This window comes from Sphingomonas sp. PSPC2-2, assembly GCF_049897725.1.
Lineage (GTDB): Bacteria > Pseudomonadota > Alphaproteobacteria > Sphingomonadales > Sphingomonadaceae > Sphingomonas.
Window position 1 is genome coordinate 104,750 of record NZ_JAFCWU010000003.1, and the last position, 24,437, is coordinate 129,186.

General features: G+C 65.2%; 21 protein-coding genes. 14 read left to right on the forward strand and 7 right to left on the reverse strand.

Features of this window, described 5'->3' with window-relative positions; all coding sequences use genetic code 11:
- Positions 1-3 precede the first annotated feature (3 nt).
- Both fliE and ACP7BY_RS07060 read right to left on the reverse strand, forming a co-directional pair.
- Entirely contained in the window at positions 4-366 is a 363-nt protein-coding gene (gene fliE / locus ACP7BY_RS07055; RefSeq protein ID WP_171010540.1) for a flagellar hook-basal body complex protein FliE, read from the reverse strand.
- Positions 363-1,631: a sigma-54 interaction domain-containing protein gene (locus ACP7BY_RS07060; protein WP_033963895.1), complete on the reverse strand. Its 1,269-nt coding sequence runs from the start codon at positions 1,629-1,631 to the stop codon at positions 363-365. Before ACP7BY_RS07060 ends, fliE begins: the two co-directional genes overlap by 4 nt.
- Before the next feature lie 254 nt (positions 1,632-1,885).
- On the opposite strand from ACP7BY_RS07060, the gene ACP7BY_RS07065 reads away from it, so the two are divergent.
- Complete coding sequence (locus tag ACP7BY_RS07065; RefSeq protein WP_010405376.1) at positions 1,886-2,695, forward strand: flagellin; 810 nt, start codon at positions 1,886-1,888, stop codon at positions 2,693-2,695.
- On the opposite strand, the gene ACP7BY_RS07070 is transcribed toward ACP7BY_RS07065, so the two are convergent.
- The 3 genes from ACP7BY_RS07070 to ACP7BY_RS07080 all read right to left on the reverse strand — a co-directional run bounded on the left by ACP7BY_RS07070 (position 2,692) and on the right by ACP7BY_RS07080 (position 5,734).
- Complete coding sequence (locus ACP7BY_RS07070) at positions 2,692-3,492, reverse strand: serine hydrolase (protein ID WP_171010541.1); 801 nt, start codon at positions 3,490-3,492, stop codon at positions 2,692-2,694. The two genes, ACP7BY_RS07065 and ACP7BY_RS07070, sit on opposite strands and share 4 nt — an antisense overlap.
- Positions 3,493-3,626: 134 nt before the next feature.
- Positions 3,627-3,830 (reverse strand): hypothetical protein, encoded by a 204-nt coding sequence (locus tag ACP7BY_RS07075; protein WP_126849243.1) that lies wholly within the window; start codon positions 3,828-3,830, stop codon positions 3,627-3,629.
- Positions 3,831-3,991: 161 nt separating this feature from the next.
- Positions 3,992-5,734, reverse strand: a complete 1,743-nt coding sequence (locus ACP7BY_RS07080; protein ID WP_249340862.1) for an adenylyl cyclase — start codon at positions 5,732-5,734, stop codon at positions 3,992-3,994.
- Between the two features lie 185 nt (positions 5,735-5,919).
- Between ACP7BY_RS07080 and ACP7BY_RS07085 the strand changes: the two genes are divergently transcribed.
- Together ACP7BY_RS07085 and ACP7BY_RS07090 are read left to right on the forward strand one after the other, a co-directional pair.
- On the forward strand, positions 5,920-6,732 hold the full coding sequence (locus ACP7BY_RS07085) for a glycoside hydrolase family 16 protein (RefSeq protein WP_033963904.1): 813 nt from the start codon (positions 5,920-5,922) through the stop codon (positions 6,730-6,732).
- A complete protein-coding gene (locus ACP7BY_RS07090; protein WP_231564930.1) occupies positions 6,729-7,406 on the forward strand; it encodes a DUF6445 family protein in 678 nt (225 codons plus the stop codon). Before ACP7BY_RS07085 ends, ACP7BY_RS07090 begins: the two co-directional genes overlap by 4 nt.
- Here ACP7BY_RS07090 and ACP7BY_RS07095 read toward each other — a convergent pair.
- Positions 7,403-9,655: a beta-glucosidase gene (locus tag ACP7BY_RS07095; RefSeq protein WP_137902898.1), complete on the reverse strand. Its 2,253-nt coding sequence runs from the start codon at positions 9,653-9,655 to the stop codon at positions 7,403-7,405. The two genes, ACP7BY_RS07090 and ACP7BY_RS07095, sit on opposite strands and share 4 nt — an antisense overlap.
- Positions 9,656-9,871: 216 nt before the next feature.
- Here ACP7BY_RS07095 and ACP7BY_RS07100 point away from each other — a divergent pair, with 216 nt between their 5' ends.
- The 11 genes from ACP7BY_RS07100 to ACP7BY_RS07150 all read left to right on the forward strand — a co-directional run bounded on the left by ACP7BY_RS07100 (position 9,872) and on the right by ACP7BY_RS07150 (position 23,616).
- Positions 9,872-12,925: a TonB-dependent receptor gene (locus ACP7BY_RS07100; protein ID WP_171010542.1), complete on the forward strand. Its 3,054-nt coding sequence runs from the start codon at positions 9,872-9,874 to the stop codon at positions 12,923-12,925.
- A 111-nt stretch (positions 12,926-13,036) separates the two neighbouring features.
- Entirely contained in the window at positions 13,037-14,560 is a 1,524-nt protein-coding gene (locus ACP7BY_RS07105; RefSeq protein ID WP_033966180.1) for a tryptophan halogenase family protein, read from the forward strand.
- On the forward strand, positions 14,560-15,282 hold the full coding sequence (locus tag ACP7BY_RS07110; protein WP_137902899.1) for a SapC family protein: 723 nt from the start codon (positions 14,560-14,562) through the stop codon (positions 15,280-15,282). The genes ACP7BY_RS07105 and ACP7BY_RS07110 overlap by 1 nt, the downstream gene beginning before the upstream one ends.
- Positions 15,275-16,306, forward strand: a complete 1,032-nt coding sequence (locus ACP7BY_RS07115) for a cupin-like domain-containing protein (RefSeq protein WP_137902900.1) — start codon at positions 15,275-15,277, stop codon at positions 16,304-16,306. Before ACP7BY_RS07110 ends, ACP7BY_RS07115 begins: the two co-directional genes overlap by 8 nt.
- Positions 16,303-17,781 carry a tryptophan halogenase family protein gene (locus tag ACP7BY_RS07120; RefSeq protein WP_033966181.1) on the forward strand — a complete coding sequence of 493 codons (1,479 nt, stop codon included), beginning with the start codon at positions 16,303-16,305 and terminating at the stop codon, positions 17,779-17,781. The genes ACP7BY_RS07115 and ACP7BY_RS07120 overlap by 4 nt, the downstream gene beginning before the upstream one ends.
- Positions 17,782-17,786: 5 nt before the next feature.
- Positions 17,787-18,833: a LacI family DNA-binding transcriptional regulator gene (locus ACP7BY_RS07125; RefSeq protein ID WP_033966182.1), complete on the forward strand. Its 1,047-nt coding sequence runs from the start codon at positions 17,787-17,789 to the stop codon at positions 18,831-18,833.
- 52 nt (positions 18,834-18,885) lie between these two features.
- Positions 18,886-20,100 carry an MFS transporter gene (locus ACP7BY_RS07130; protein WP_052192460.1) on the forward strand — a complete coding sequence of 405 codons (1,215 nt, stop codon included), beginning with the start codon at positions 18,886-18,888 and terminating at the stop codon, positions 20,098-20,100.
- Between the two features lie 371 nt (positions 20,101-20,471).
- The gene (locus ACP7BY_RS07135) at positions 20,472-21,473 is read left to right on the forward strand and encodes an aldo/keto reductase (protein WP_249340863.1); all 1,002 of its coding nucleotides are present in this window, start codon (positions 20,472-20,474) and stop codon (positions 21,471-21,473) included.
- Entirely contained in the window at positions 21,470-22,441 is a 972-nt protein-coding gene (locus tag ACP7BY_RS07140) for a 2-hydroxyacid dehydrogenase (RefSeq protein ID WP_033966183.1), read from the forward strand. The genes ACP7BY_RS07135 and ACP7BY_RS07140 overlap by 4 nt, the downstream gene beginning before the upstream one ends.
- Positions 22,431-23,225, forward strand: a complete 795-nt coding sequence (locus ACP7BY_RS07145) for a kinase (protein WP_033966208.1) — start codon at positions 22,431-22,433, stop codon at positions 23,223-23,225. The genes ACP7BY_RS07140 and ACP7BY_RS07145 overlap by 11 nt, the downstream gene beginning before the upstream one ends.
- Positions 23,226-23,271: 46 nt before the next feature.
- Positions 23,272-23,616 carry an L-rhamnose mutarotase gene (locus ACP7BY_RS07150; protein ID WP_126849222.1) on the forward strand — a complete coding sequence of 115 codons (345 nt, stop codon included), beginning with the start codon at positions 23,272-23,274 and terminating at the stop codon, positions 23,614-23,616.
- Positions 23,617-23,623: 7 nt separating this feature from the next.
- On the opposite strand, the gene ACP7BY_RS07155 is transcribed toward ACP7BY_RS07150, so the two are convergent.
- Positions 23,624-24,340 carry a GntR family transcriptional regulator gene (locus ACP7BY_RS07155; protein WP_033966184.1) on the reverse strand — a complete coding sequence of 239 codons (717 nt, stop codon included), beginning with the start codon at positions 24,338-24,340 and terminating at the stop codon, positions 23,624-23,626.
- Between the last annotated feature and the right edge of the window lie 97 nt (positions 24,341-24,437).

A 24,437-nucleotide genomic window follows, 5' to 3' on the forward strand; every position in this document is an offset into this window, starting at 1 on the left:
ATCTTAGACCGGCATGCTCATAATGTCCTTGTATGCGGACAACAGTTTGTTGCGGACTTGCAGCGTTGCTTCGAAACCGACCGAGGCTTGCTGACGCGCCATCATCACCTTGGCGATGTCGATCGTCTCACCGCGTTCATAGGCTTCGGACAGTTTGCCGGCCTCAACCTGGCCCTGGTTCACGCTCTTCAGCGCGTCTTCCATGGTCGCGGCGAAGCTCGCGGGCTTCGATGCAGCCGCCGGGGCGGCTCCCGATGTGGCTCCAGCCCGCGCCAGCGCCTGGTTGCGTTCGAGGATCTGCGCGCGCAGCGCCATCACCCGGTCGACGCCCATCGCGCCGCCACCGCCAATGCCGTCGATGCTCATGCCCAGGCCGTCCGGTTGGTGGCGGGCACGATGTCATCGCCCTGTTCGCGCGCTTTGGCGAGGCGGTAGCGCAGCGTACGCTCCGAGATGCCAAGCCGCTTGGCGGTTTCGGTGCGGCTGCCGTTGCACGCCGCGAGCGTTTCGCGGATCGCCTGGAATTCGTGCATCTGGACGATGTTGCCGAGCGTCGCGGGCTGCCCCGGCTGGTCGTTGGCGGCGCGGGCGGCGGGGCGATCGAACACAATGTGTTCGGCCGAAATCGTGTCGCCACCGGCGAACAGCAACGCGCGCTGCACGACGTTTTCCAGCTCGCGGACATTGCCCGGCCAATCGTGGCGCGTCAGCAACTGGATCGCGGACTGGTCGGGCCACGGGATCGTCGTGCGATTGCCGGCGTGGCGCAGGATCAGCGTTGCGGCGAGTGCCGGCACATCCTGCGGGCGATCGGCCAGCGGCTTGGTGGTGAGCGGGAAGACCGAGAGGCGGTAATAAAGATCGGCGCGGAAACGCCCAGCCGCGACTTCATCCTGCAGATCGCGATTGGCGCAAGCGATGACGCGCACGTCGATCGCCTGCGGCGTGGTTGCGCCGATCGGGACGATCTCGCGCTCCTGCAGCGCGCGCAGCAGCTTGGCCTGCAGTTGCAGCGGCAGTTCGGCGATTTCGTCGAGCAGCAGCGTGCCGCCATTGGCCGCGCGGAAAAAACCTTCCCCGCCCGACGACGCGCCCGTAAACGCGCCCTTCTGGTGGCCGAACAGCAATGCCTCCAGCATCGTCTCGGGCAGGGCAGCGCAGTTGATCGCGACGAACGGCCCGTTGGCGCGCGCCGATTTCAAGTGGATCGAGCGCGCCAGTACTTCCTTGCCGGTGCCGGTCGGGCCGTTGATGAGAACGGTGATGTCGGCCGCAGCAACGCGATCGGCAAGCGTGTGGAGCGCCAGGCTCTCGGGATCGGCTGCGGTTGGCATTTCAGGTTCGGCGAGCAGCGCGCGGACGAAGCCCGCGCCCACCGCCGCATCGGCACCCGAAAAGGCGATGCGAGCGGGCTGGCCGTCACGCGAGGGTACAATGTAGCGCCCTTCCGTGCCGATCACGACGGTGCGCGCCGCGGCGGGCGGAGTCTCGCCCTCGGCCACGAGATAGAGGTCCGCGTTGCGTAGCTTGCCGTCTTCGAAGCTGCCGATTGCGAAGCCTTGCGTACGCAAGGTCGAAACCAGCGCATAATGCTGGCGGAGTATCGCGGCGGATGGGACGATGGATCGCATGAAATTCCCCCTGGTCGAGCGGAGGAATGCCCTACCCGTGGTAAACGACCCGTTAAGGACGTTGCAAAGCGGCAATATTTTTCCGGCGGCAACCGGTCGTCGCCGCAACATTGTGTGCAGGGGTGTCGGTGGGGATAAAATAGCGTGGTTTGCAAAAGTGCTTAATCACGGGCGCGGTCGGTCGTTACCTGTGATGGCGGCTCGGCTCTCCGATAGGGGGCGGCGGGATTGCCGAACCACGATGGAGACACATCATGACTGTTATCGGAACCAACGTCGCCGCGCTGCGCGCGACCAATGCGTCGAACACCGCCAGCGCTGCGCTGGCAACCAGCATCGAGCGTCTGTCGACCGGCAAGCGCATCAACTCGGCCAAGGACGACGCGGCCGGCCTCGCCATCGCCTCCTCGCTGACCTCGCAGATCAAGGGCCAGAACCAGGCGATCCGCAACGCCAATGACGGCATCGCGCTGTCGCAGACGGCGGACGGCGCGCTCGGCGAAGTCACCAACATCCTGCAGCGTGTTCGTGAGCTTGCCGTTCAGTCGGCATCGGGCACCTATGCAGCGGGCGATCGTACCAACCTGCAGGCGGAAGTCACGCAGCTGACCGGTCAGCTGAGCGACATTCAGAGCAAGACCAATTTCAACGGCGTGTCGCTGCTCGGCACCACGGCCGCGACCGTGAAGATCCAGACGGGTTCGTCGGCAACCGACACGGTTTCGCTCGCTGTTGGCGGACTGGATCTGTCCGGCGTGACGGGTTCGGACATTTCGACCGCAGCCGGTGCAACCACCGCGCTTGGCGCGCTCGATACCGCGCTCGCGGCTGTCAACACGACGCGGGCAACGCTGGGTGCGGGCCAGAGCCGCCTGAGCTCGGTGGTCAACAACCTGACGACCAACGTCGCCAACCTGACCGACGCCCGCAGCCGCATCGAGGACGTCGACTTCTCGACCGAGACGACCAGCCTCGCCAAGGCGCAGATCCTCAGCCAGGCCTCGACCGCGCTGCTCGCTCAGGCGAACCAGTCGCAGCAGGGCGTGCTGAAGCTGCTCGGCTAAGACGGACCGGCCCTGGCACCCGACCCCCTATACAGGTGTCGGGGCCGACCGGGATCTCTCGCGTGTGCGAGACGGTCCAACGAAAACCCCGGCGGTCCGTGAGGGTCGCCGGGGTTTTTCCTTTCAGGGTGTCGGGAAAAAACCTGTAGCGGGAAGGCGCGCGACACTGCGCCGTCCCCGGACAGTTTCAGGAGCCCGCAGCGATTGGCGCGACAGGAACCCCCTGTCGTACACCCGGTGGACGGCGCGAAGCAGATCGTGCGCATCGCTGAAAAAGCCACCGGCGGCGGCCAGAAAGGGCTGTCGCTGGAACGGTCGGCGCTCGAGCAGCGCGACGGTGCGATAGGACGGCACCGTTTTCTCGCCCGCGACATGGCAGCAGCGGCACCAGTGTTGCGCAAGCCGGGCGGGTCGAGCGTGAGGGCGTGCATCGCCTTATGGAACGGCTGCCCGGTCACCACTTCGATGACCGCGTCGACGATAATCCAGCTCTCGAGAACATAGTCGAATTTCGCATCCGGCTCGAAATAAAGGTCACCGCTGGCGAACCGCTTTACAGCCTCCGCAGTCGGAACGTCCCGCGTGCGCAGCGTCGGATCTATTGCCGCCGCCGGAAGGAACATTTTCGGCAAGCCGCTGCTGTTGGACAACAATCGGCGTAACGTCAGCCGCGCCCCTGTATCCGCGCGATAGTAAGGGAGCCATCGTGCAATCGGTGCGTCGAGGTAGAGCAGGCGACGGGTGTTGACGTGCCGCCGGGCATCTTGCTGACGTTGGTCGAGAAGGCGCTCGTCCACGGCCGTTAGGCGACCGGTGACGCCTTTGTCCTGACGATCCTCCGTACAGACCGACGCCTTCGCGTCCTCGATATGGTGACCCCGCCGAGCCGGGAATCGGGAGGCGGCGCGATCGGATCGGGTACCGGCCTTGCCTATATCCGCGCCCGCATCAGCGAAGCGTTCGGTGGCAGGACGACAGTGACGACCGGACCGATGGGTGGGAGCAGGTGGCGCACCACGATCGTGATGGCGGCTTCGCCATGAAACTGTTGCTGGTCGAGGACGAGGCCGCCGCCGCGCGGCGGTTGACGCGGTTCGTAACCGCGCATTTTGATGGGCGCGTCGATATCGTTCATGTCATCGACCCGCCTCGGCCGTCGAGCGGCTGCGGAGCAATGATTGGGATGACGATACGGGTCGCGTGTCGGCTTCTCGCTTGGCGTGGTCAGCGCCTTTGTGTTGGCGAAGCTGGTCTTGCGCCGCCGCAATTGCGTGACCAACCGGATGCTTGCCGCAATCATCCGGGATATCGGCGCAACGTCTGCCGAATGCTTCCAGGGCGCGCGGCCGCGCCCGCAGCATTGACCGGGTGGGCGATCGTGCCCTTGCCACCGCCGAGCGAGATCGTCGTGACGTTGCTGATGCGAACGCCCGCCGTGCCGGGCACTTCGATCGCACTGGCCAGTACGATCGACGGATCCGCCGTGAAGTTCGCATAGACACCCATTCCAACGGCTTCGTGGCGGCGGACATGATCCGCAACCTTGTACGCCGCCCAGCCGCGGTTGGAATCCCCGCGCCACGCACTCTGGCTCGGCGGATCGTAGGGCAGCTCGTTCTGGTAGAAGAAGGTCCGCCCGTTCTCGCCGTTCCACACGGTCTGCCAGCCCTGGAAATGTTCGACGAACAGGCCGTAGCAGGTCACCTCATCGCCGTTGACGACGAGGCCATGATCACCCCGGCTTTCGGTCCAGCCGGTGTGGACCTGGCCGCTATCGCTGTCACCATGATCGGCGCGCCAGATCCACAGGTGATCGCAGATGACGTGCCCGCTATTGATCTCGAGACACGTCCCGACATTGCCGACTGCCGCCCCGCCGACGCGGAAAAACACATCTGCCAGCAGCGTGGGATTGGCCCGATGATCGCGATTTGCGCCCTTCGGCCCCACTTCCATGAGAACCGGCGATAGTTGCGGCCCGGCGTCGATCAGCAGGCCGGCAACGGACACGCCGGGCACGTCGGCGATCAGCATCGCCGCATTGCCCGCTTCGCTCAGCAGCGTTGCCAGCCCCAGCCCCAGCACGACGGTGTCGGCCCGGGGCACGCGGATCGGCTCGCGTAGCCGGTATACCCCCGGCGTGAGCAACAGGTGGCCGCCGCCGGCGAGCGCGCGGTTGATCGCCTCGATCGGCGTTGTCGGATCCGCGATCAGGAAGTCCCCCAGCGGTACGCTGCGGCCCGCCGGTCGGCCTCGCCACGAAACCCCCGTCGCGTCCCGACGAAGCGCCGGAACGAACACCGCCCAGCCGCCATCCGGCCGTACATGGAGAAACGGCTTCTCGCGAAGAACGGGCACGCTCGGCAGAGTGGTATAAGGCGGCTCGGGAAAGCTGCTTGGCGGGGCTCCGGTGACCCCCATGAACATCATGTTCCAATTGGCTCCCTGCCAGCCGCCAAGCTGCGAGCTGCGGGTAAACCATTGTTGCTGCGTGCCCGAGCGGACAACGCCCTCGACATGGCAATCGGCCATGAAACCGCCGCTCGACCAGCCGCCATCGTCAAGCGCGAGATCGCCAGCGAGATGCATGCGCCGATAGGGTGCGGCCTGCGACACGGCCCAACGATCGGCGCGATCCGGCGGCCGGACCGCCATATTCTCGACCGACCGCCAGAAATTCACCAGCGCCATGCCCTTTGCCCAATCGGCTTCGGCATGAACATGGCCGCTGACGATCACGTCGTCGGGATGGAGGCCCAGGCCTGCAACCTGGGTGAAGAAACCGACATTGAGGTCGAGGTTATGCGTGCCAGGCTTGAGCAGGATGGCGTAGCGGCGATCGGTGAAATGCGCGCGTTCCTGCTCCGCAAACCAGGTGTCGATCTGGCGTTGCGCACCTGGCATTCCTGGGTCGACGATCAGGACATGTTGGCCGAGGTCCGGTTCGTGCAAGCTCCGTCGGCCCTGTGCCGCCACCGAATGCGCGCCGATCGCGGCCATGCCCGCCAGAACCGCGCGGCGTGTCGTTCCTCTCGTCAACCCGTTGTCCCTTTCAATGCAGGATCTTACCGTCGCCGCTACCTAAGCGATCCCCGTCGCCATTGGCCATCCCTGTCGATCCTGTCGCCTCCGCGATGTTTCGGGTGGTTTCCAGCACCATCGCGTTCTAAGCCATCATCGGAGCGGACCGAAGGGAAGCGATCCGAGAGGGATGGGGTAGCGCGTTGACGGTCGTCATGATCCTGCTCGCGCAGGCGGTCAGCCTGGCTGCGACCAACTATTCGGTGGACGTGCCGATGCGCCCGCCCGCGCGGCGACCTGCCTTTGCCGACGGGTTCACCCGCACGATCGACCAGCGCCGCTGGCGCTTCGATACCGAGCGCAACCGGCAGGGCTGGGCCAATCACGAAAAGCAATATTACGCCGCCGACCGCCGCGAAAATGCCCGGATCGAGCATGGCACGCTGGTGATCGAGGCACGGCGTGAGGCGCTGCGCTCCAAAGCCGATTGGGGTGGGCAGGACTATAGCGCAGCCAAGCTCGTCAGCCGCGCGGCGTTCGGCTACGGTTTTTACGAGATCCGCGCCAAGCTGCCCTGTGGCCGCGGCACCTGGCCGGCGATTTGGTTATTGCCCCAAAGCGGCACCTGGCCCGACATGGGCGAGATCGACGTAATGGAAATGGTCGGCTGGCAGCCGCTGGTGGTGCATGCCACGCTCCACTCCGCCGCCTTCAATCACACACTCGGGACGCAGCGCGGTGCCGAGACGCGCCTCGCGAGCGCATGTACCGCTTATCATCGCTACCAGCTCGACTGGCAGCCGCACGCGATCACCATCGGTGTGGATGGTCATGGGTATATGCGCGTCGTGGACGATCAGCCCGGTGGACATGCGGCGTGGCCGTTTACCGTGCCGTACCATTTGATCCTCAATCTGGCCGTGGGCGGGGATTGGGGTGGAGCGAAGGGGATCGACGATGCCGCGCTACCGCAGCGCATGTCGGTCGATTACGTGCGCTACTGGCCCGCGCGATGACGGCACCTTCGTTGAGCGTGCACCGCGTCGGGCGCGAGGCGCAGCCGGTGGTGGTGATCGACGATTTTACGGCTGATCCTGACGCGTTGCGCGCGGTTGCGCTTGCATCGACCTTCGGCCCCGCCGTGGAGCATTATCCGGGGATCCGCGCAGCTCTCCCCAAGGCATATCTCCCCGCGCAACTGGCGGTCCTGGCCGATGTGCTGGGGCCGCTATTGGGCCGCTCGGGCGCAGTCGAGGTGGTCGATGCCAGCTTTTCGATCGTGACGACCCCACCCGAGAAGCTCGATGTCCGTCAACGCGTTCCACACTGCGATGCCTTTCGGGCGGACCGTATTGCGCTGGTCCATTATCTTGCGCCCGAAGGCGGCGACGGCACCGCCTTCTTTCGCCATCGATCGACGGGATTCGAGACGATCGACGAGGAGCGCGCGCCGATCTTCTTCGGTCAGCTCGACGCGGAGTTCCGCTATGGCGGGGTGCCGCCTGCGCGCTATGTGGCGGGCGACACGCCGCTGTTCGAACGCACTATGGCGGTGGAGGCGCGTTACAACCGCGCGCTCGTTTACCCAAGCTACCTCCTCCACAGCGGCGCGATCGGCCCGGAGGCGGTGCTGTCGAGCGACCCCGCACTGGGGCGGCTGACGGTCACCGCCTTCCTGTCCGTCGGTTAGGGCTTCATCGTCGCCGCCGTCACCGTGGCGGTCGAGACCAGCGCGCGATCGCGGGCATCGTGCGCCAGCGCGACGCGGTAACGACCACCCGTGACGCGCCAGCCGGGCAAAGTCGGGTCATAATCCGCCAGGATACGCGGTTCGGCCACCAGCGTGACGCGGGCCGACTCGCCCGGCTTCAGCGTGACGCGTCGGAATGCGGCAAGCCGCATCGGTGCCGACGCTCCATCCCTGCTCACATACATTTGCGGCACGTCCGCCCCGGCAACGCGCCCGGTATTCACCACCTCGAAGCTGATGCTGAGCTTCGCGCCGCCCTTCACCACCGGGTTGCGGTACGCGAAACTGGTGTAGCTGAGCCCGTGGCCGAACGGGAATAACGGCGTGGCGCGGGTCTTTTCATACCAGCGATAACCGACGTCGGCCCCTTCGGAATATTCGATCGGGAAGCTTGCCAATTGATGGTCGCTGGCATGACCCGGATCGGCGGCGGCCTGCGCCTCGGCGGCGGTCAGCCGATCGAGGCCGACCGGTGCGGGGCGCGGGGCCTGCGCCGCGCGCGCGGGGAAGGTGATCGGCAAGCGGCCCGACGGATTGACGCGCCCGGTCAGGATATTGGCGATCGCGGGACCGCCGCGCTGACCGGGATACCAGGCTTGCACGACCGCGGGCACGGCCGACAGCCACGGCATCAGCACCGGGCCGCCGGTCTCCATCACCGCGATCGTCTTGGGCTGCGCGGCAGCAACCGCAGCGATCAGCGCGTCCTGTTGATCGGGTAGCGACAGATCGGCCACGTCCTGTGCTTCGGTTGTCCACTGTGTCGCGAATATGATCGCCACGTCCGCAGTTCTGGCGGCGGCAGCGGCGGCGGCCGGGTCGCGGCCATCGATCCAGCTTACCTGCGCCTGCGGCATGGCGGCGCGGATCGCGAGCAGCGGCGATGACGCGTGCCAGGTAACGCGGGCGAAGGAGGATGCAGCGCCGCTCGTCAGCGGGATTTCGACCGGCGCCCCGCCGACCGAGCGGACCTGGCTCGACCCGCCGCCCGACAGCACGCCGACATCGGCGCGACCACCGATCAACACGACGCGTTTCGCGGTGCGCGTGAGCGGCAGGAGGCCCCCCTCGTTTTTGAGCAGCACGATCCCGGCTTCGGCCGCGCGCTGCGCGACCTCGGCATGGGCGTCATAGGGAATCGGCTGCGCGACTGTGGCGGGTGCGTCATAGGCACCGGTTTCGATCAACCCGGTCAGATAGCGCGTTACCATATCGTCGAGCCGCGCCATCGGCACGCGACCGGCGGCGATATCGGCCTTCAGCGCATCGGCGAAGTAGATGGCGTGATCGAGTTCCTGCCCCGATTCCTGATCGAGCCCGGCATTCGCGGCCTTGGCGGTCGAATGCACCGCACCCCAGTCGCTCATCACCCAGCCGCGATACCCCCAATCGCGTTTCAGCACGTCGGTGAGCAAATGCGCATTCTCGCACGCCCAGTCGCCATTGACCTTGTTGTAGGCGCACATCACCGAGCCGGGCTTGCCCGTCTCGATTGCGATCTGAAAAGCGAGCAGGTCGCTCATGCGAAGCGCGGCCTCGCCAATCTGCGCGTCGACGACGGCGCGGCCGGTTTCCTGCGCATTGAGCGCGTAATGCTTGATCGTCGAGACGATCTTGTTCGACTGCACACCCGCAATATGCGCGCCTGCCATCGTCCCGGCGAGCAGCGGATCCTCGCCGAGATATTCGAAGTTGCGCCCGTTCCACGGGTCGCGCGTCAAGTTGACGCCCCCGGCGAGTAATACAGTGAAGCGCTTGGCACGCGCCTCGGCACCGATCATCGCGCCGCCCGCGCGTGCGATTGCGGGGTCGAAGGTCGCGGCGGTAGCAAGGCTGGAGGGAAGCGCGGTCGCGACGTCGCCCTTGCGCTGCTCGACCTGATTGGCGACGCCGAGCGAGGCGTCGCTCTCGCGAATCAAGGGAACGCCCAAATGCGGGATTCCGTCGATATGGCCGGCCGAGGGAATCAGTTCGTTTGGCGTCTTGCCCTTCGCCATTGGCGGGAAAAGGCCGTGGACGAGCGCGATTTTTTCATCGAGTGTCATTTTGGCAACGATCGCCGCCGCCCGCGCGCGGGCATCCTGCTTTGTGGCCGGCGCGCTCGCCTGGCGCGCTACAACGGGGGCTTGCGCCCCGATGCCGGAGAGCAGCGTTGCGCCCAGCAGCCAGCCATGAATCGTCTTTGCCATTTCGAAATCCTCCCAGATTTGTCTCGCGCGCGCTTTCGGTGCCGGGGCTTCCCCGGTCGGGCCGTGCCGCCGTTCCAATCCCTAGACAGCATATCCCGAGAACGTTCACAAGAACCCGTTTTCAACGCGCTGGCGACTTGACAATCGGCGCGTCGCGGAACAAGTGAACGTTCTCAAACAAGAAGGCGCAGGGGTAATGCGTCGCTATCAGGGAGGATGACGATGGGGGGCTTCAGCACCCGTTTGGCTACGCGACTGGCACTCGGCGGATCGATACTCGCGCTGGCGAGCTATCCGATGATCGCCGCAGCGCAGGACACGGCATCGACGATCCAGGACCAGCCGACCAACACCACCGCGCTCCCGGCACAGGGAACGGGGGCGTCGGATGCGGCGGACGCGGGCGGCGACATCGTCGTCACCGGCATCCGCGCCAGCCTTCGCAATTCGATCAATCTCAAGCGTGACGCGCAGGGCATCGTCGATGCGATCTCGGCCGAAGATATCGGCAAGTTTCCCGATACCAACCTCGCCGAATCGCTGCAGCGTATCACTGGCGTGTCGATCGACCGTTCGAACGGCGAAGGGCAGTTCGTCACGGTTCGCGGCTTCGGTCCCGAATATAACCTGGTGACGCTGAATGGTCGTCAGCTCGCGACCTCGACGATCGGCGACGGCAACAGCGCACCGGTGTCGCGTTCGTTCGATTTCGCCAACCTCGCCTCGGAAGGCGTTGCGGCGCTTGAAGTCTATAAGTCCGGGCGTGCCAGCGTGCCGTCGGGCGGCATTGGCTCCACCATCAACATCCGGACGCCGCGGCCGTTCGACAAGCCCGGCCTGCGCGGTTCGCTGTCGGCGCGCGGCGTGATCGACACGTCGCAAAATGGCGGCAAGGACGTGACCCCCGAAGTGTCGGGCATTTTCTCCGACACGTTCGCCGACGATCGCATCGGCGTGCTGATTCTGGGTTCGTTCCAGGAGCGGCATTTCAGCGCCAACCAAGCCAATGTCGGCTTCCGCGACGGCTATCTCGGCGCGGAAAACAACTGGGGTTCGCTCGCGCAGAAGGGCGATCCGCGCTACGCCAACATCACCAACCGGCCGGGCGCGACCGATGTCTATCAGGTGCCGCAGAATGCTGGCTATGATGTGGTCAATGGCAAGCGCCAGCGCATCAACGGGCAGGCGGTGCTGCAGTTCAAGCCGACCGATACGCTGACCGCGACGTTCGACTACACCTATTCGCGCAACACGGTCGACATTCGCGATAACAGTGTCGGCATCTGGTACAATCACAACGACACGTCGAGTGCGTGGACCAATGGTCCGGTCGCGGGACCTCTCTTCTACACCGAGCGCTTCCAGGCGGCGGAGACCAAGGATCTTGCCTATTCGGCGTCGCAGACCTCGGCGCGCAGCGAAAACAAGGCAATTGGCGGCAATCTGACGTGGAAGGGGCCGGGTGGTGTCACCATGGTACTCGACGTCAGCCACTCGACCGCAGAATCGAAGCCGAACAGTCCGTATGGCAACAGCAATTCGGTCGGTACGGCCATCTTCGGTATTCAGAGCCAGACGGTCAATTTCGAGAACAAGCTGCCGGTTATCTCGTTCAGCACGTATCCCGGCATCGATCCGCTCAACGCCGCGAACATTGTCCCGACCGGCAATGCGTTCCGCAATTCCTATTTCCGCGACGAGATCAACCAGGTCCAGTTGAAGGGCCATTACGACCATCACGATGGCTTCCTCGACAGCCTCGACTGGGGCGTGCAGTACACCGACAACAAGGTGCGGTCGGCCTATAGCGTGCTGCAGAACGATACCTGGGGCGGGACCGGCGGCGACAGTGCGGCGCAGCGTGCCGCAGCCGCGGCGCTTCTCCCCGACAGTCTGTTCAATCTGGTCAGCATTCCCGATAAATTCTCGGGAATCAGCGGTGCGAACAACGTCAACATCGTCAAGTCCTTCTACTCGTTCGACTTGGCGAGCGTCGTCAACCTGCTCGATCAGGCCTATAAGATCTGCGGCGGGAGCGGCCAGTGCCTGATCCCGTACACCACCGACTCGCGCGTCCGCGAAAAGACGATTGCGCCGTATTTCCAGGTCAACGGTAAGTTCAACGTGTTCTCGGTGCCGGGTCATATCATTGGCGGTCTGCGCTACGAGACGACCGACGTCAGCGCCTCGGCGCTGGTGCCGACCCCGTCGGGCGCACGGCAGAATTCGCAGAACGAATTCAATATCCTGTTCAACGGGAGCGGCTTCACGTCGTTCAAGGGCAGCTATCAGAACTGGCTGCCATCGGTCGACTTCGACATCGAACCGACCAACACCGTCAAACTGCGCGCATCGTACAGCCATACAATCACACGTGCGGATTATGGCAGCCTGCAAGGCGGCCGACGGCTCGACACGCTGTTCCGCGTCGGTGGCGGCACGGGTTCGGTGGGCAACCCAAATCTCATTCCCTATAAATCGAAGAATATCGATCTGTCAGCGGAGTGGTATTACAATAGAGAGAGCTACATCTCGGTTGGGTTTTTCCACAAAAATGTGGCGAATTACATCAGCAGCACCGTGGTCAACCAGACGATCCCCGGGATCACCTCGCCAACGACGACCTTCAACGGTGTAACGCAGAACGGCCCGCGTTATCAGGCGGCGCTCAATGCGTTGGGGGCAAATGCGACCTTCGGCCAGATCCGCGATTATATCGCGGCCAATTATCCGGGTGGTGTGGTCAACGGCACGATCGTGGCGCAGCCCAACGATCCGCTGGTGAATTTCGTTATTCAGACGCCGTATAACAGCGATCAGAAGGCCAATATCGACGGATTCGAGTTCGCGATCCAGCACGCGTTCTGGAACACCGGGTTCGGCACGATCCTCAACTACACGATCGTCAGAGGCAACCACAATTACGATAACACGCTGCCGGCCAGTGTGTCGCAATTTGCGGTGACGGGCTTGTCCGACAGCGCCAACGCGGTGCTGTTCTATGACAAGAACGGCCTGCAGGCGCGCGCTGCCTATAACTGGCGCAAGGGGTATCTGTCGGGCGCGGGCGTCAACCCGTACTATATCGACACCTATGGCCAGCTCGACGTCAGCGCGAGCTATGCGATCACGAAGAACATCTCGGTCTTCTTCGAGGGGATCAACGTGAACAGCGAGAATCGCAGCGGGCATCTGCGCTCGGACCGCAACATCGCGTTCGTGACGAAGCAGGGGCCGCGCTATTCGGGCGGTGCGCGGATCACCTTCTAGCAATGCGGGCGACGCCACCCTCGCGACGCGAGGGTGGCGTTCTTCGGGTCCGCAGGGCATAACCGGGGTCGAACGGGGCCTGAATACGGACCACACAACAGGACGGGCCAATTGCATACGGCCATTTCTAGAGTCGTTATCGTCGGCGGCGGCACCGCGGGCTGGCTTGCCGCTTGCCGTATTGCCGCAGCGGCAAGCCCGATCGCAGAGCATCCCATCACAGTCACGCTCGTCGAATCTCCCGACGTTCCGACGATCGGGGTGGGCGAGGGGACGTGGCCGACACTGCGCGCGACGCTGGAGCGGATCGGCATTGGCGAGGCCGAATTCCTGCTCGCCTGCGATGCGTCGTTCAAACACGGATCGCGTTTCCGGGGCTGGGCGAGCGGTGCGCCCGACGACGTCTATTTTCACCCCTTCACGCCGCCCGCCGAGGCGGATGCGCGCGCACTCGTCGCCGCATGGCAGACCGAGGCCGCGGGCGAGCCGTTCGCCGATGTCGTCACACCGCAACCGCGCGTGGCGCAGCAGCATCTGGCACCCCGCCAGCGGACGATGCCCGATTTCGCAGGCGCGCTGAACTATGGCTACCATCTCGATGCGGGCAAGCTCGCGGCGCTGCTGATGCGGCACGCGACCGAGCGGCTCGGTGTCCGGCACCTGCGCGACCATGTGACCCGGGTCGAGCGGGCCGAGCAGGGCGACGTAGTCGCGGTGTACACGCGCGCGCAGGGCGCGATCGAAGGCGATCTGTTCCTCGATTGCACCGGCCACGCCGCGCTGCTGATGGGGGATGTCCCGTTCATCGACCGTGGCGACGTGCTGTTCAACGACCGGGCGCTGGCGGTACAGGTGCCGGTCGCCGCCGACAGCCCGATCAAGGCACAGACCGATGCGACCGCGCATGCTGCGGGATGGATCTGGGACATCGGCCTGCCGACCCGACGCGGCGTCGGCTGCGTCTATTCGTCGGCGCACATGAGCGACGACGCGGCATTGGCGACGCTGGCGGCGTATCTCGGCACCGATGCGCCGATCACGCCGCGTCGGCTGACCTTCCGGTCGGGGCACCGCGCACACTTCTGGGTCGGCAACTGCCTCGCGATCGGTTTGTCGGCGGGGTTTCTCGAGCCGCTGGAAGCATCGGCGATCGTGACGGTCGAGCTGTCGCTCGACGCGCTGCTTGACGACTGGCCGACGCCAGCGACGATGCCGCTGGTGGCCGCGCGCTTCAACACGCTGTTCCGCTATCGCTGGGACCGGATCGTCGAATTCCTGAAACTGCATTATGTGCTGAGCCGACGCGACGGACGCTATTGGCGCGATCACCGCGACCCGGCATCGATCCCGCCGCGGCTCGCAGAATTGCTGGCGCTGTGGCAGCATCGACCGCCACTGCGCGCCGACCTGCCGATGGTCGATGAGCTGTTCCCTGCTGCCAGCTATCAATATATCCTCTACGGCATGGGCGCGCGCGTGCCGGAGCCCGGCCCGCTCCAAATGGGCAAGCCACCATCGCTGGCACCGATCGCGCAGCGTGCGCGGAGCATGGTCGCCACGCTGCCCCCGATCCGCGCCTATCTCGATGCCTGCCGGGCGGCGTATCAACCAAACGTTATGGAGCAGATTTCCTGATGGCCAACCACGTCCTGCTCAACAGCGAGGATCACCGCACGCTGCGCATTACGTCCGCGCACGGTGCGGACCTTGGCGACGCGGTGATGTCGTCCCTTGTCGTGCCGAGCGAGTTTCGCCGCGTGCAGAACGACTATCCGATCCTGTTCCGCCTTACCCCCCAGCGCGACCGGTTTCAGGCGCTGGCGATGTTCGGGTTCGAGCCCGGCGAGAATCTGTTCCTCGACGGGGGGCAATGGGATGCACGGTATCGTCCGCTCGCACTGCAGATCCAGCCTTTCCTGATCGGCCACCCGGCGACGCCAGGCGGCGACAAGCAGATCCACCTCGACCTTGACAATCCGCGCGTCGCGACCGGCGGCGAGGGCGTGCGGGTGTTCGACGACCTTGGCCGTCCGACGCCGTATCTCGAAACAATCGCCGAACAGCTCGGTGAGCTCGATGCGGGCTGGCAGGCGAGCGAAGGATTCTTCGCCGCGCTGACGCGCCACGAACTGATCGAGCCGCTGACGCTCGAGATCACGCTCGACGATGGCACGACCAACCGGCTGGTCGGCTATCACGGCATCGCCGAGGAGCGCTTGCAGCAGCTCGACGCCGCCACGCTTGGCGAGCTGCACGCCGAAGGGCACTTGATGCCCGTGTTCATGGCGCTCGCCTCGCTCGCCAACGTCGCCGAACTGATCGATCGCAAGAGCCGACGGAACGCGGCGCGTGGCTGAAGCCGAGTCCGGCATTTTCAAGGATCTGGCGGAAGTGGCCGAGGTCCGGATCGCCGATGCGGTCGAGCTCGACGCGCGGTTGCGGTCCGCCGACGCGCCGTTCGTCGTGCGCGGGTTGGTCCGGGATTGGCCGCTGGTCGCTGCGGGCCGCCGCTCGTCGCGCGATGCGCGGGCCTATTTGCTGCAGCACCACCGCGACACGGCGTTCACGGTTACGGTGGGCGAGCAGGGCGGCGACGGCCGGCTGTTCTACGACGCCGCCATGGCGATGAACTTCCGCACGCTGCGCGCGAAGCTACCCGATATTTTCCAGCGGATGGATTCGGTCGAAGGGCAAGCGGGAGCCCCGCCGGTCTATCTCGGCTCGATCGACATGCACCAGTTCTTCACCGGCTTGCATGAGGCCAATCATGTCGATCTGGCCGATCGAACGTGTCTGGCGAGCATCTGGATCGGGTCGAAGACGCGGATCGCCGCGCATAACGATTTGCCCCACAATCTCGCCTGCGTTGCTGTGGGGCGGCGGCGCTTCACGCTGTTTCCGCGCGAACAGTTCCGCAACCTCCATCTGGGGCCGATCGACAACACACCGGCTGGTCGTGCAATCAGCATGGTCGATTTCCACGCGCCGGACCTGCAGCGGCATCCGCGCTTTCCCGAAGCGCTGGCGCACGCCCAGGTGGCCGAGCTCGACGCCGGTGACGCGCTGTATATTCCGGCGATGTGGTGGCATCATGTCGAGGGGCTCGCCGATTTCAACGTGCTGGTGAACTATTGGTGGCGCGAAACGCCGCGCTGGCTGGGCTCGCCGCAGGATGCGCTGAACCACGCCTTGCTCGCGATCCGCGATTTGCCCGCCGATCAAAAACAGCATTGGCGCGACCTGTTCGATTATTATGTCTTCAACAATGGCGATGACGTGACCGCGCATATCCCCGAGCACGGCCGCAGCGTGCTCGCCCCGCTCACCCCCGAAAGCGCCGATCGCATCCGCGCTTTCCTGCTCAGGAACCTCAGCCAATGATGTCCAGCCCACGCCGCATCGTTATTGCCGGGGGCGGCACAGCGGGCTGGATGGCGGCGGCCGCGATCGCGCGGACGATGGGCCGCACCGCCGAGGTGACGCTGGTGGAATCCGACGCGATCGGGACGATCGGAGTGGGGGAATCGACGATCCCGCCGCTCGTCACCTACAACCGGCTGCTCGGCATCGGCGAGGCCGATTTCATGCGCGCGACACAGGCGACCTTCAAGCTCGGCATCCTGTTCGATGGCTGGAAGGACGGTAGCGATCGCTATTTCCACTCGTTCGGGATTACCGGGCAGGACCATTGGTCGGCGGGCTTCCAGCATTTCTGGCTGAACGGTCGCGAGCGCGGTCACGACGCGGCGTATGACGCCTATTGCCTAGAGCTCGTCGCGGCGCTGGAGGGCAAGTTCGCGCATCTTCCCGACGAGCGGATGAATTATGCCTATCAGCTCGATTCGTCGCTCTACGCGCAATTCTTGCGGCGAATGGCGGAAGCCGACGGCACGCGCCGGATCGAAGGCCGCATCGCGCACGTCGCGCTCGATGGCGAGAGCGGAGACGTTGCGGGGCTCCACCTCGAATCCGGCGCGGTGGTCGAGGGCGACCTGTTCCTCGACTGTACCGGCTTTCGCGCGCTGCTGATCGAACAGGCGTTACATGCCGGGTATGACGACTGGACCCATTGGCTGCCGTGCGATTCCGCCATCGCGGTGCAGACCGAAAACGTCCGCCCGCCCGTGCCCTATACGCGCGCGATGGCGCATGATGCCGGGTGGCAGTGGCGTATCCCGTTGCAGCATCGCACCGGCAACGGCATCGTTTATTGCAGCCGCTATCTGGAGCGCGACGCCGCGCTCGAGCGGCTGCTCGGCAATATCGAGGGGACGGTGCTGACCGAGCCGAACCACATCCGCTTCGTCACAGGGGCGAGGCGGCGGCAATGGCATCGCAATGTCGTCGCGATCGGGCTGTCGGGCGGGTTCATGGAACCGCTCGAATCGACCAGCATCCATCTCATCCAGCGCGCGATCCTGCGGCTGATCCGGATGATGCCGGCGGGCGCGATCTCGCCGCGCGACATCGCCGAGTTCAACGACCAGCAATTTGCCGACATGGAGCAGATCCGCGACTTTCTGATCCTCCACTATAAGGCGACCAACCGGCGCGATTCGGCGTTCTGGCGGCAATGTGCGGGGATGGCGATTCCTGACAGTCTGGCGCAAAAGATTGCCTTGTTCCGCGAGACCGGTCGCGTGTTCCGCCGCAACGAGGAGTTGTTCGCCGAAAATAGCTGGGTGCAGGTGATGATGGGGCAGGGCATCGAGCCCGCCGCCTATCACCCGATCGCGGCCAAGCTGCGCGATGAGGAGCTGGCGAAGTTCCTGGCGACGCTGCGCGACAATGTCGTGCGTACCGTCGCCGGGTTGCCGGCGCATGCCGACTATGTCGCGCAATATTGCGGCGGCTGAAGACAATGGCGCGCAGGCGGCAGGCCGTCACGATCAAGCATGTCGCGGCGGATACGGGCGTGTCGTTGCAAACCGTCAGCCGTGTGATCAACAAGGAGCCGGGCGTCCGGCCCGAGACCGCTGCACGCGTGCAGGAGGCGATCGATCGGCTGGGCTATGTGCCGTCGATCGCGGCGCAGCGGATGGGCGGCTCGCGCTCCTATCTGATCGTCGCGCTCAACGATCGCGAACGCACGATCGCCGACTGGCGTGCGCGGCAGGGCACCGACTGGGTCGACCAGATGCTGCTCGGCGGGATGCTGACCTGCGCGACCTATGGCTATCGCATGATCGTCGAGCTGGTCGACACGCATAGCGACCATATCGAGCGCGAGCTGATGGCCGCGATCGCGGCGCTCCAGCCCGATGGCGTTATCCTGACGCCGCCGCATTCGGAGAACCCGCTGATCGCGGACTTGCTGGAGGCCCAGCGGATCAGTTTCGCGCGGATCGGCTCGCGGCGGGCAGGCGCGGGCTTTGCGCTGACGATGGACGATGAGCGCGCGGCGCGGATCGCGACCGAGCATCTCATCGCGCTCGGGCATACACGGATCGGCTTCATCGCGGGGCCTCCCGATTATGAGCTCAGCGCGTGGCGCACCGATGGCTGGCGTGCAGCAATGGCGGCGGCAGGGCTGGCGGACGATTTGCTGACGCGCGGCGATTTTGGATACGCGTCGGGGCGGGAGGCCGCGATCGCTTTGCTCGATGCGGCCGACCCGGCGACCGCGATCATCGCCAGCAACGATCAGATGGCGCTCGCGACGCTTGAGACGTGCCGGGAGCGCAGGATCGCGGTACCCCGCGACCTGTCGCTGATCAGCTTCGACAACACCCCGATCGTCCGCTTCACGCATCCGCCGCTGACCGCAGTGGACCAGCCGATCGCCGATCTGGCGGCCCGCGCGGTCGAGCTCATCATTGCCGAACTCGCAGGGCGTGATTCACCGGGGCAGCCGATCATTGTCCCGGCGAAGCTAGAGCTGCGCCAATCGACCGCACGACGCCGATAACCCTTTGCAATCCCCTGGCTGTGGCGATGCCGATGTCCTAAGCAGGCGTCACATGACCGCGCATTCCGACCGCTTCTTCGCTGTCCGCAAGGCGAAGCGATCGCCCGCACTGATTCCGGTGCTTGGTGCGCTTGGATACGCCGGATGCGTCGTTGCGTATCTGCCGTTGTTAACTTTGCTGTTGCCACTGCGGATCGAGTTGATTGCCGGGGAAGCGCGGTTCGGTGTGCTCGCGACGGCGATGATCGCAGGTGCCGCGATGGCCAGCATTGCGGGTATCCTATTCGGATGGCTTAGCGACCGTTCGCTCGAGCGCGGCACGGGACGGCGATACTGGATCGCCGCAGGCCTTGTCGCGACGATCGCGTCGTACGCGGGCATTGCCAGCGCACGGACGCCCGCGATGCTCGTCCTATCGGTGATGGCGTTTCAGGTCGCGCTCAACATCGCCCTGGCCCCGCTTATGGCGCTGCTCGCTGAGGAAAGCCCGGATCGACAGAATGGCCTGATGAGCGGCCTGCTCGCCGGGGCTCAGCCGCTTGGTGCGGCGATCGGGCCGCTATTGGTGAAATGGGGGCCCCCGACGTTGGGCCTGCGCCTAGCCGTGATCTCGGTCGTTGTCGTCATTTCCCTCGGGCCATTGCTGGCGACATCGCCCAAGCCGACGTTGCCGGTGGCGGATCGCACGGTTGCGGTATCGTCACCCGACCTCGTCATTGCGTGGATATCGCGCCTGATCGTCCAGATTCCCGGTAACGTGGTGTCCGCATATTTCCTGTTCTTCATGGAGCGGTTCGCGACACCCGCCGCACGCGGCGGTGTGTCGGCACAGGTGGGGGCGTTGATCTTTTTGGCGAACATCGTGCCATTGCCCTTCGCCGTTATGTTGGGCCGTTGGTCAGACAGGTTGGAGCGGCGCAAGCCGTTTATGATGATTGCCGTTATTCTCGATGCGGCCGGTCTCGTCATGATGGCCTGCGCGACCAACTGGACTTCGGCCGCGATAGGCCTTTGCATTTATTCGATCGGCTGGACTGTCTTCCTCACCTTGCAAATCGGTTTCGTCATGCAATTGCTTCCCAACCCGCGTCGGCGTGGGCGCGATCTCGGGCTGATCAATTTGGCGAATACCGCACCCGTGCTCATTGGCCCGGCATTGGCGTGGTGGCTCGCGACACCCCAGAATTTCAGCACGCTGTTTTTGACCCTGGCTATTCTGTCATTTGTTGGTGGGGCGACCATGCTTGGAGTAACCGGGCGGAAATAGTCCGTTTCGCGGGATGCCGCGCGTTTCCGGACCGGCGGCATGTTTTGCTTTTGCCAGCGGGGCCGGAGCGGCACCCGCAGTCGGTGTTTATCGACGAAGCCGGGGCGAAAGGCCTGCCGTACGAGCGCGATCGGCATCCTCTTTACTCTCCTCATTGCAGTCTTTCGCACTGTCGCAAGCGGGTCGGGGGAGGTCGCCCGCGCGTCGTCGGCTAACCGGCGCGGGGACGGATTTCGCTATACTCATCCTCATCCGTAACCAATCCTTGCGCCGTTCTGCATTTTGAAGCATAGCACAGGACAGTTCTGGAATATCACATTGGCGAATTGATGTTTGATTGTCGATCTCCGCGGGACGCCGGCGATAAGGTCGTGGGTTTGGGGTTCGGGTGCGCCGCGCTCGGCAATCTGTATGCGCCGATCAGCGACCAAGACGCGCGAGCGGCGATCGACGCGGCGCGCAGCGCCGGGATCGCGTTTTTCGACACCGCGCCCTTTTACGGTTTCGGTCTGAGCGAACGGCGCCTGGGCGACGCGCTCCGCGGGGACAGCGGCCTGGTCGTGTCCAGCAAGGTCGGCCGTCTGCTGGTTCCGGATGAAGCGCAAACGGTCGAGCAGTCGCGCGACGGTTTCCTTTCGCCGCTGCCGTTTCGCGTCGCCTATGACTATAGCTATGATGGCATCCTGAGGTCGCATGAAGCGAGCTTGCAGCGCCTCGGTCTTGCCCGGATCAATATCCTGCTGGTCCATGACATTGGCCGCGCGAACCATGGCGACGACAATGCACGCTATTGGCAGCAACTCACGCACGGCGGGGGTTTTCGCGCGCTGGAGGAACTGCGCGCGAGCAAGGCGATCGACGGCTTCGGGCTGGGCGTCAACGAGACTGCGATCTGCCTGCAGGCGATGCGCGAGACGCGGCTCGATATGGTATTGCTTGCGGGGCGCTACACGTTGCTCGAACAGGATGCGCTCAATGCGTTCCTGCCGACGTGCGTCGCGCAGAACGTCTCGGTGGTGATCGGCGGCCCCTATAATAGCGGTATCCTCGCCACGGGAACGCGGAGCGGTGCGCCGATGCATTACGACTATGCCATCGCGCCACCCGCAATCGTCGAGCGAGTCCGCCGGATCGAGCGGATCGCCGATGCGCATGCGGTCCCGCTCGCCGCGGCGGCCTTGCGCTTTCCGATCGCGCATCCTGCGGTGGCGCGCGTGCTACCGGGACTGGCCAGTGCCGCGCAGGTCGAGCGCACGCTGGAGGTCTACAACACTAAGATCCCCGACGATTTCTGGCGCGATTTGCGGCAGGCGGGCCTTATCCGCGCAGATGCACCGGTGCCATCGCCAGCCATGGCGGGGACGGAGCTGTGACCGCACGCCATCGTGTTCGCGTCACCCGCCGTTTGCCCGAGGCAGTCGAGGCGCGGCTCGCGGTGCAGTATGACGTCGTATTAAACCAACCGGACATCGCGCTGAGCGCGACCGAATTGCGCGGCGCGATGCGCGAATTCGACGCAATTTTGCCGACGATCACCGACCGGATCGATGCCGATGTGTTGGCGACCTCGGGCCGCCGCGCCGCGTTGATCGCCAATTATGGTGCTGGCGTCGACCATATCGATCTTGCCGCTGCGCGCGCGGCCGGGATCGCGGTGAGCAACACGCCCGGCGCGCTGACCGAAGCCACGGCTGAACTGGCGATCCTGTTGATGCTGATGGCCGCGCGGCGCGCCGGTGAAGGTGAACGCGAGCTGCGCGCGGGGGAATGGACCGGCTGGCGGCCGACGCATCTCGTCGGCCAGTCGCTCGATGGCTGTACGCTCGGGCTGATCGGCTTTGGCCGGATCGCGCAAGGCACCGCGGCGCGTGCTCGCGGGCTCGGCATGCGCATCCTCTATTTCTCGCGCAGCCCCGCCGCGACCGAGATCGAGGCGGCGCTGGGGGCGAGCCGAGTCGATACCGCCGAAGCATTGATGGCGGAGGCGGACGTCGTATCGCTCCACATCCCGGGCGGCCGGGCGACTCATCATTTTGTCGATGCGGTCTTACTGGCCAAGGCGAAGCCGGGCGCGATCCTCGTCAACACCGCGCGTGGCTCGGTGGTCGACGAGGCGGCTTTGGTGGCGGCTCTGGCGGAAGGGCGGATCGCGGCGGCCGGGCTCGACGTCTATGAGAACGAGCCGACTGTCAGCGCGGCGCTGCTGGCCAGCCCGCGCACCGTGCTGTTGCCGCACCTCGGCAGCGCAACGAAGGGCGCGCGCGAAGCGATGGGAATGCAGGCGGTCGACAATCTCGACGCCTTTTTTGCGGGCCGTGCCCTGCCCGACCGTGTCGCCTGAGGCGATCCTCGCCGACGCGATCGAACGCGCGCTTGTGCATCCGCGCCGGGTCCCGCTCGTGCTCGGCCTGTGTGGGGCTCAAGGGAGTGGGAAGTCGACCGTCGCCGCGGCGCTCGCCGCGCGCTTTCCGCATTCGGTGGTGCTGTCGCTCGACGATCTTTATCATATGCGGCGCGAGCGCGCACGGCTCGCTGCGGCGGTCCACCCGCTATTCGCAACGCGCGGCGTTCCGGGAACGCACGATATCGCGCTTGGGCTGGATACGTTTGCAGCGCTCGACGCGCGACAGGCGGCACCGCTACCGCGCTTTGACAAGGCGAGTGACGATCGTGTCGAGGCAGCGCTTTGGACGAGTGCACCCGTGCCCGCGCAATTGGTGATCTTCGAAGGCTGGTGCGTCGGTGCCCGGCCGCAGGACGCGGTGGCGCTGCTGGATCCGGTCAACGTGCTGGAGCGCGAGCGCGACCCGCATGGGGTGTGGCGGCGCTACGCCAATGCCGCGCTTGCGGGCGCGTATCAGCGGCTGTTCGCGCGGATCGACATGCTTGCACTGTTGCGCGCGCCGAGCTGGGGGCGGGTGCTGGACTGGCGGCTGGAGCAGGAACGGGCGCTGCGCCAGTCGGGTGCGCGCGGCGACGGGGTGATGGCCGACGCCGAGGTGCGGGTGTTCGTCAGCCATTACGAACGGCTGACGCGGCACGTCCTCGACACCATGCCTGCCTATGCCGATCTGGTGTTGCAGCTCGACGACGACCGAAACTGCGTCGCCGTACATCGGCGCTGACGGTTGCACCCAACTGACGCTACTCTACCCGATCCGGAGGATATCGATGCGCCACGTGCTTCTGCTCGATCTGCAGGATGATGCCGAGCTGATCGCTGCATACCGCCACTGGCACCGTCCCGGACGGCCGCCCGCCGCCGTGACGCGCGCGATCCGGGCGGGCGGTGTGGCCGCACTCGACATCTGGCATGTCGGGGACCGGCTGGTGATGGTGATGGAGACCACGCCCGATTTCGACCCCGTCGCCAACGCCGCGCGCGAGGCGGCCGATCCCGCGGTCGGGGCGTGGGATGTGTTGATGGACCGCTTCCAGCGCCGCTTGCCGTTTGCGGCGGATGGGGAAAAATGGGTCGCGGCGGAGCGTATTTACAGCCTGGACGAGCAGCCGTAGCGGCGCGCTATTGCATCCCCAGGAGGCGCTGCAGCGCGAGCTGAAAATGCGTCACCAGCGCGGCCTCGGCGGCGTCCGCATCGCGCGCGACACACGCGGTCAGAATGTCGAGATGCTCTCGCAGGGTGCGGATCGCCAGCGGGCGGGTGGTCAGCCAATCGAGCCGTACCAGCGTCACGTAATTCTTAAGGCGGCGCGCAGTCACTTCGATCAACTGGTTGCGCAGCGCCGATATCAACGCGCCGTGCAATTGCTCTTCGAGACGGTCGAGCATGGCTTCATCGTCCGGCTCCCAAGAGCCCTCCTCCAGCCGGGCGAGCAGCGCGCTATGACCGTCGACCATCGCCTGGATTTCGCCGGCATCGCCGCTTTCCGCCAGCGCACGGGCACCCGCACGCTCGATCAACGAGCGAAACTGATATGTCGACCGGGAGAGCTCGAGGTCGGAGCGGATGAAACGGATACACGACCGGGCGTGAATCGTGACCAGTCCTTCGGTTTCCAGTCGGCGCAGCGCGTCGCGCAGTGGCTGCATCGTCATGCCGAACAGCCGCACCAGATCGGCCTGCGACAATTCCGCACCGAGCGGGATCGTGCGGTCGAACAGCCCCTTCAAGATTGCGTCATACGCTTTGTCTGACAGGCTGGGTTCGTTATCGCCCAACAGGTCGAGCTCGATCGCCTTGGCTGGCTCGGTTTTCGATTTTCCGGCTACGGCCCGCATCCGATTCAGTTTCCACAAAATTGGCCGGTCCGCCAATGCGGCGGCACGCTCATCTCCCCCACCGTAAGCGCGCCCTGGCGAAAACGCTAGCAGGAGT

Excerpts from the sequence above, each read along its gene's own strand:
- ACP7BY_RS07130 (WP_052192460.1), top strand. The coding sequence starts at position 18,886 with ATGACCGCGCATTCCGACCGCTTCTTCGCTGTCCGCAAGGCGAAGCGA.
- ACP7BY_RS07150 (WP_126849222.1), top strand. The coding sequence starts at position 23,272 with ATGCGCCACGTGCTTCTGCTCGATCTGCAGGATGATGCCGAGCTGATC.
- ACP7BY_RS07065 (WP_010405376.1), top strand. The coding sequence starts at position 1,886 with ATGACTGTTATCGGAACCAACGTCGCCGCGCTGCGCGCGACCAATGCG.
- ACP7BY_RS07155 (WP_033966184.1), bottom strand. The coding sequence starts at position 24,340 with ATGCGGGCCGTAGCCGGAAAATCGAAAACCGAGCCAGCCAAGGCGATC.
- ACP7BY_RS07090 (WP_231564930.1), top strand. The coding sequence starts at position 6,729 with ATGACGGCACCTTCGTTGAGCGTGCACCGCGTCGGGCGCGAGGCGCAG.
- ACP7BY_RS07095 (WP_137902898.1), bottom strand. The coding sequence starts at position 9,655 with ATGGCAAAGACGATTCATGGCTGGCTGCTGGGCGCAACGCTGCTCTCC.
- ACP7BY_RS07075 (WP_126849243.1), bottom strand. The coding sequence starts at position 3,830 with ATGAACGATATCGACGCGCCCATCAAAATGCGCGGTTACGAACCGCGT.
- ACP7BY_RS07060 (WP_033963895.1), bottom strand. The coding sequence starts at position 1,631 with ATGCGATCCATCGTCCCATCCGCCGCGATACTCCGCCAGCATTATGCG.
- ACP7BY_RS07100 (WP_171010542.1), top strand. The coding sequence starts at position 9,872 with ATGACGATGGGGGGCTTCAGCACCCGTTTGGCTACGCGACTGGCACTC.
- fliE (WP_171010540.1), bottom strand. The coding sequence starts at position 366 with ATGAGCATCGACGGCATTGGCGGTGGCGGCGCGATGGGCGTCGACCGG.
- ACP7BY_RS07125 (WP_033966182.1), top strand. The coding sequence starts at position 17,787 with ATGGCGCGCAGGCGGCAGGCCGTCACGATCAAGCATGTCGCGGCGGAT.
- ACP7BY_RS07110 (WP_137902899.1), top strand. The coding sequence starts at position 14,560 with ATGGCCAACCACGTCCTGCTCAACAGCGAGGATCACCGCACGCTGCGC.
- ACP7BY_RS07120 (WP_033966181.1), top strand. The coding sequence starts at position 16,303 with ATGATGTCCAGCCCACGCCGCATCGTTATTGCCGGGGGCGGCACAGCG.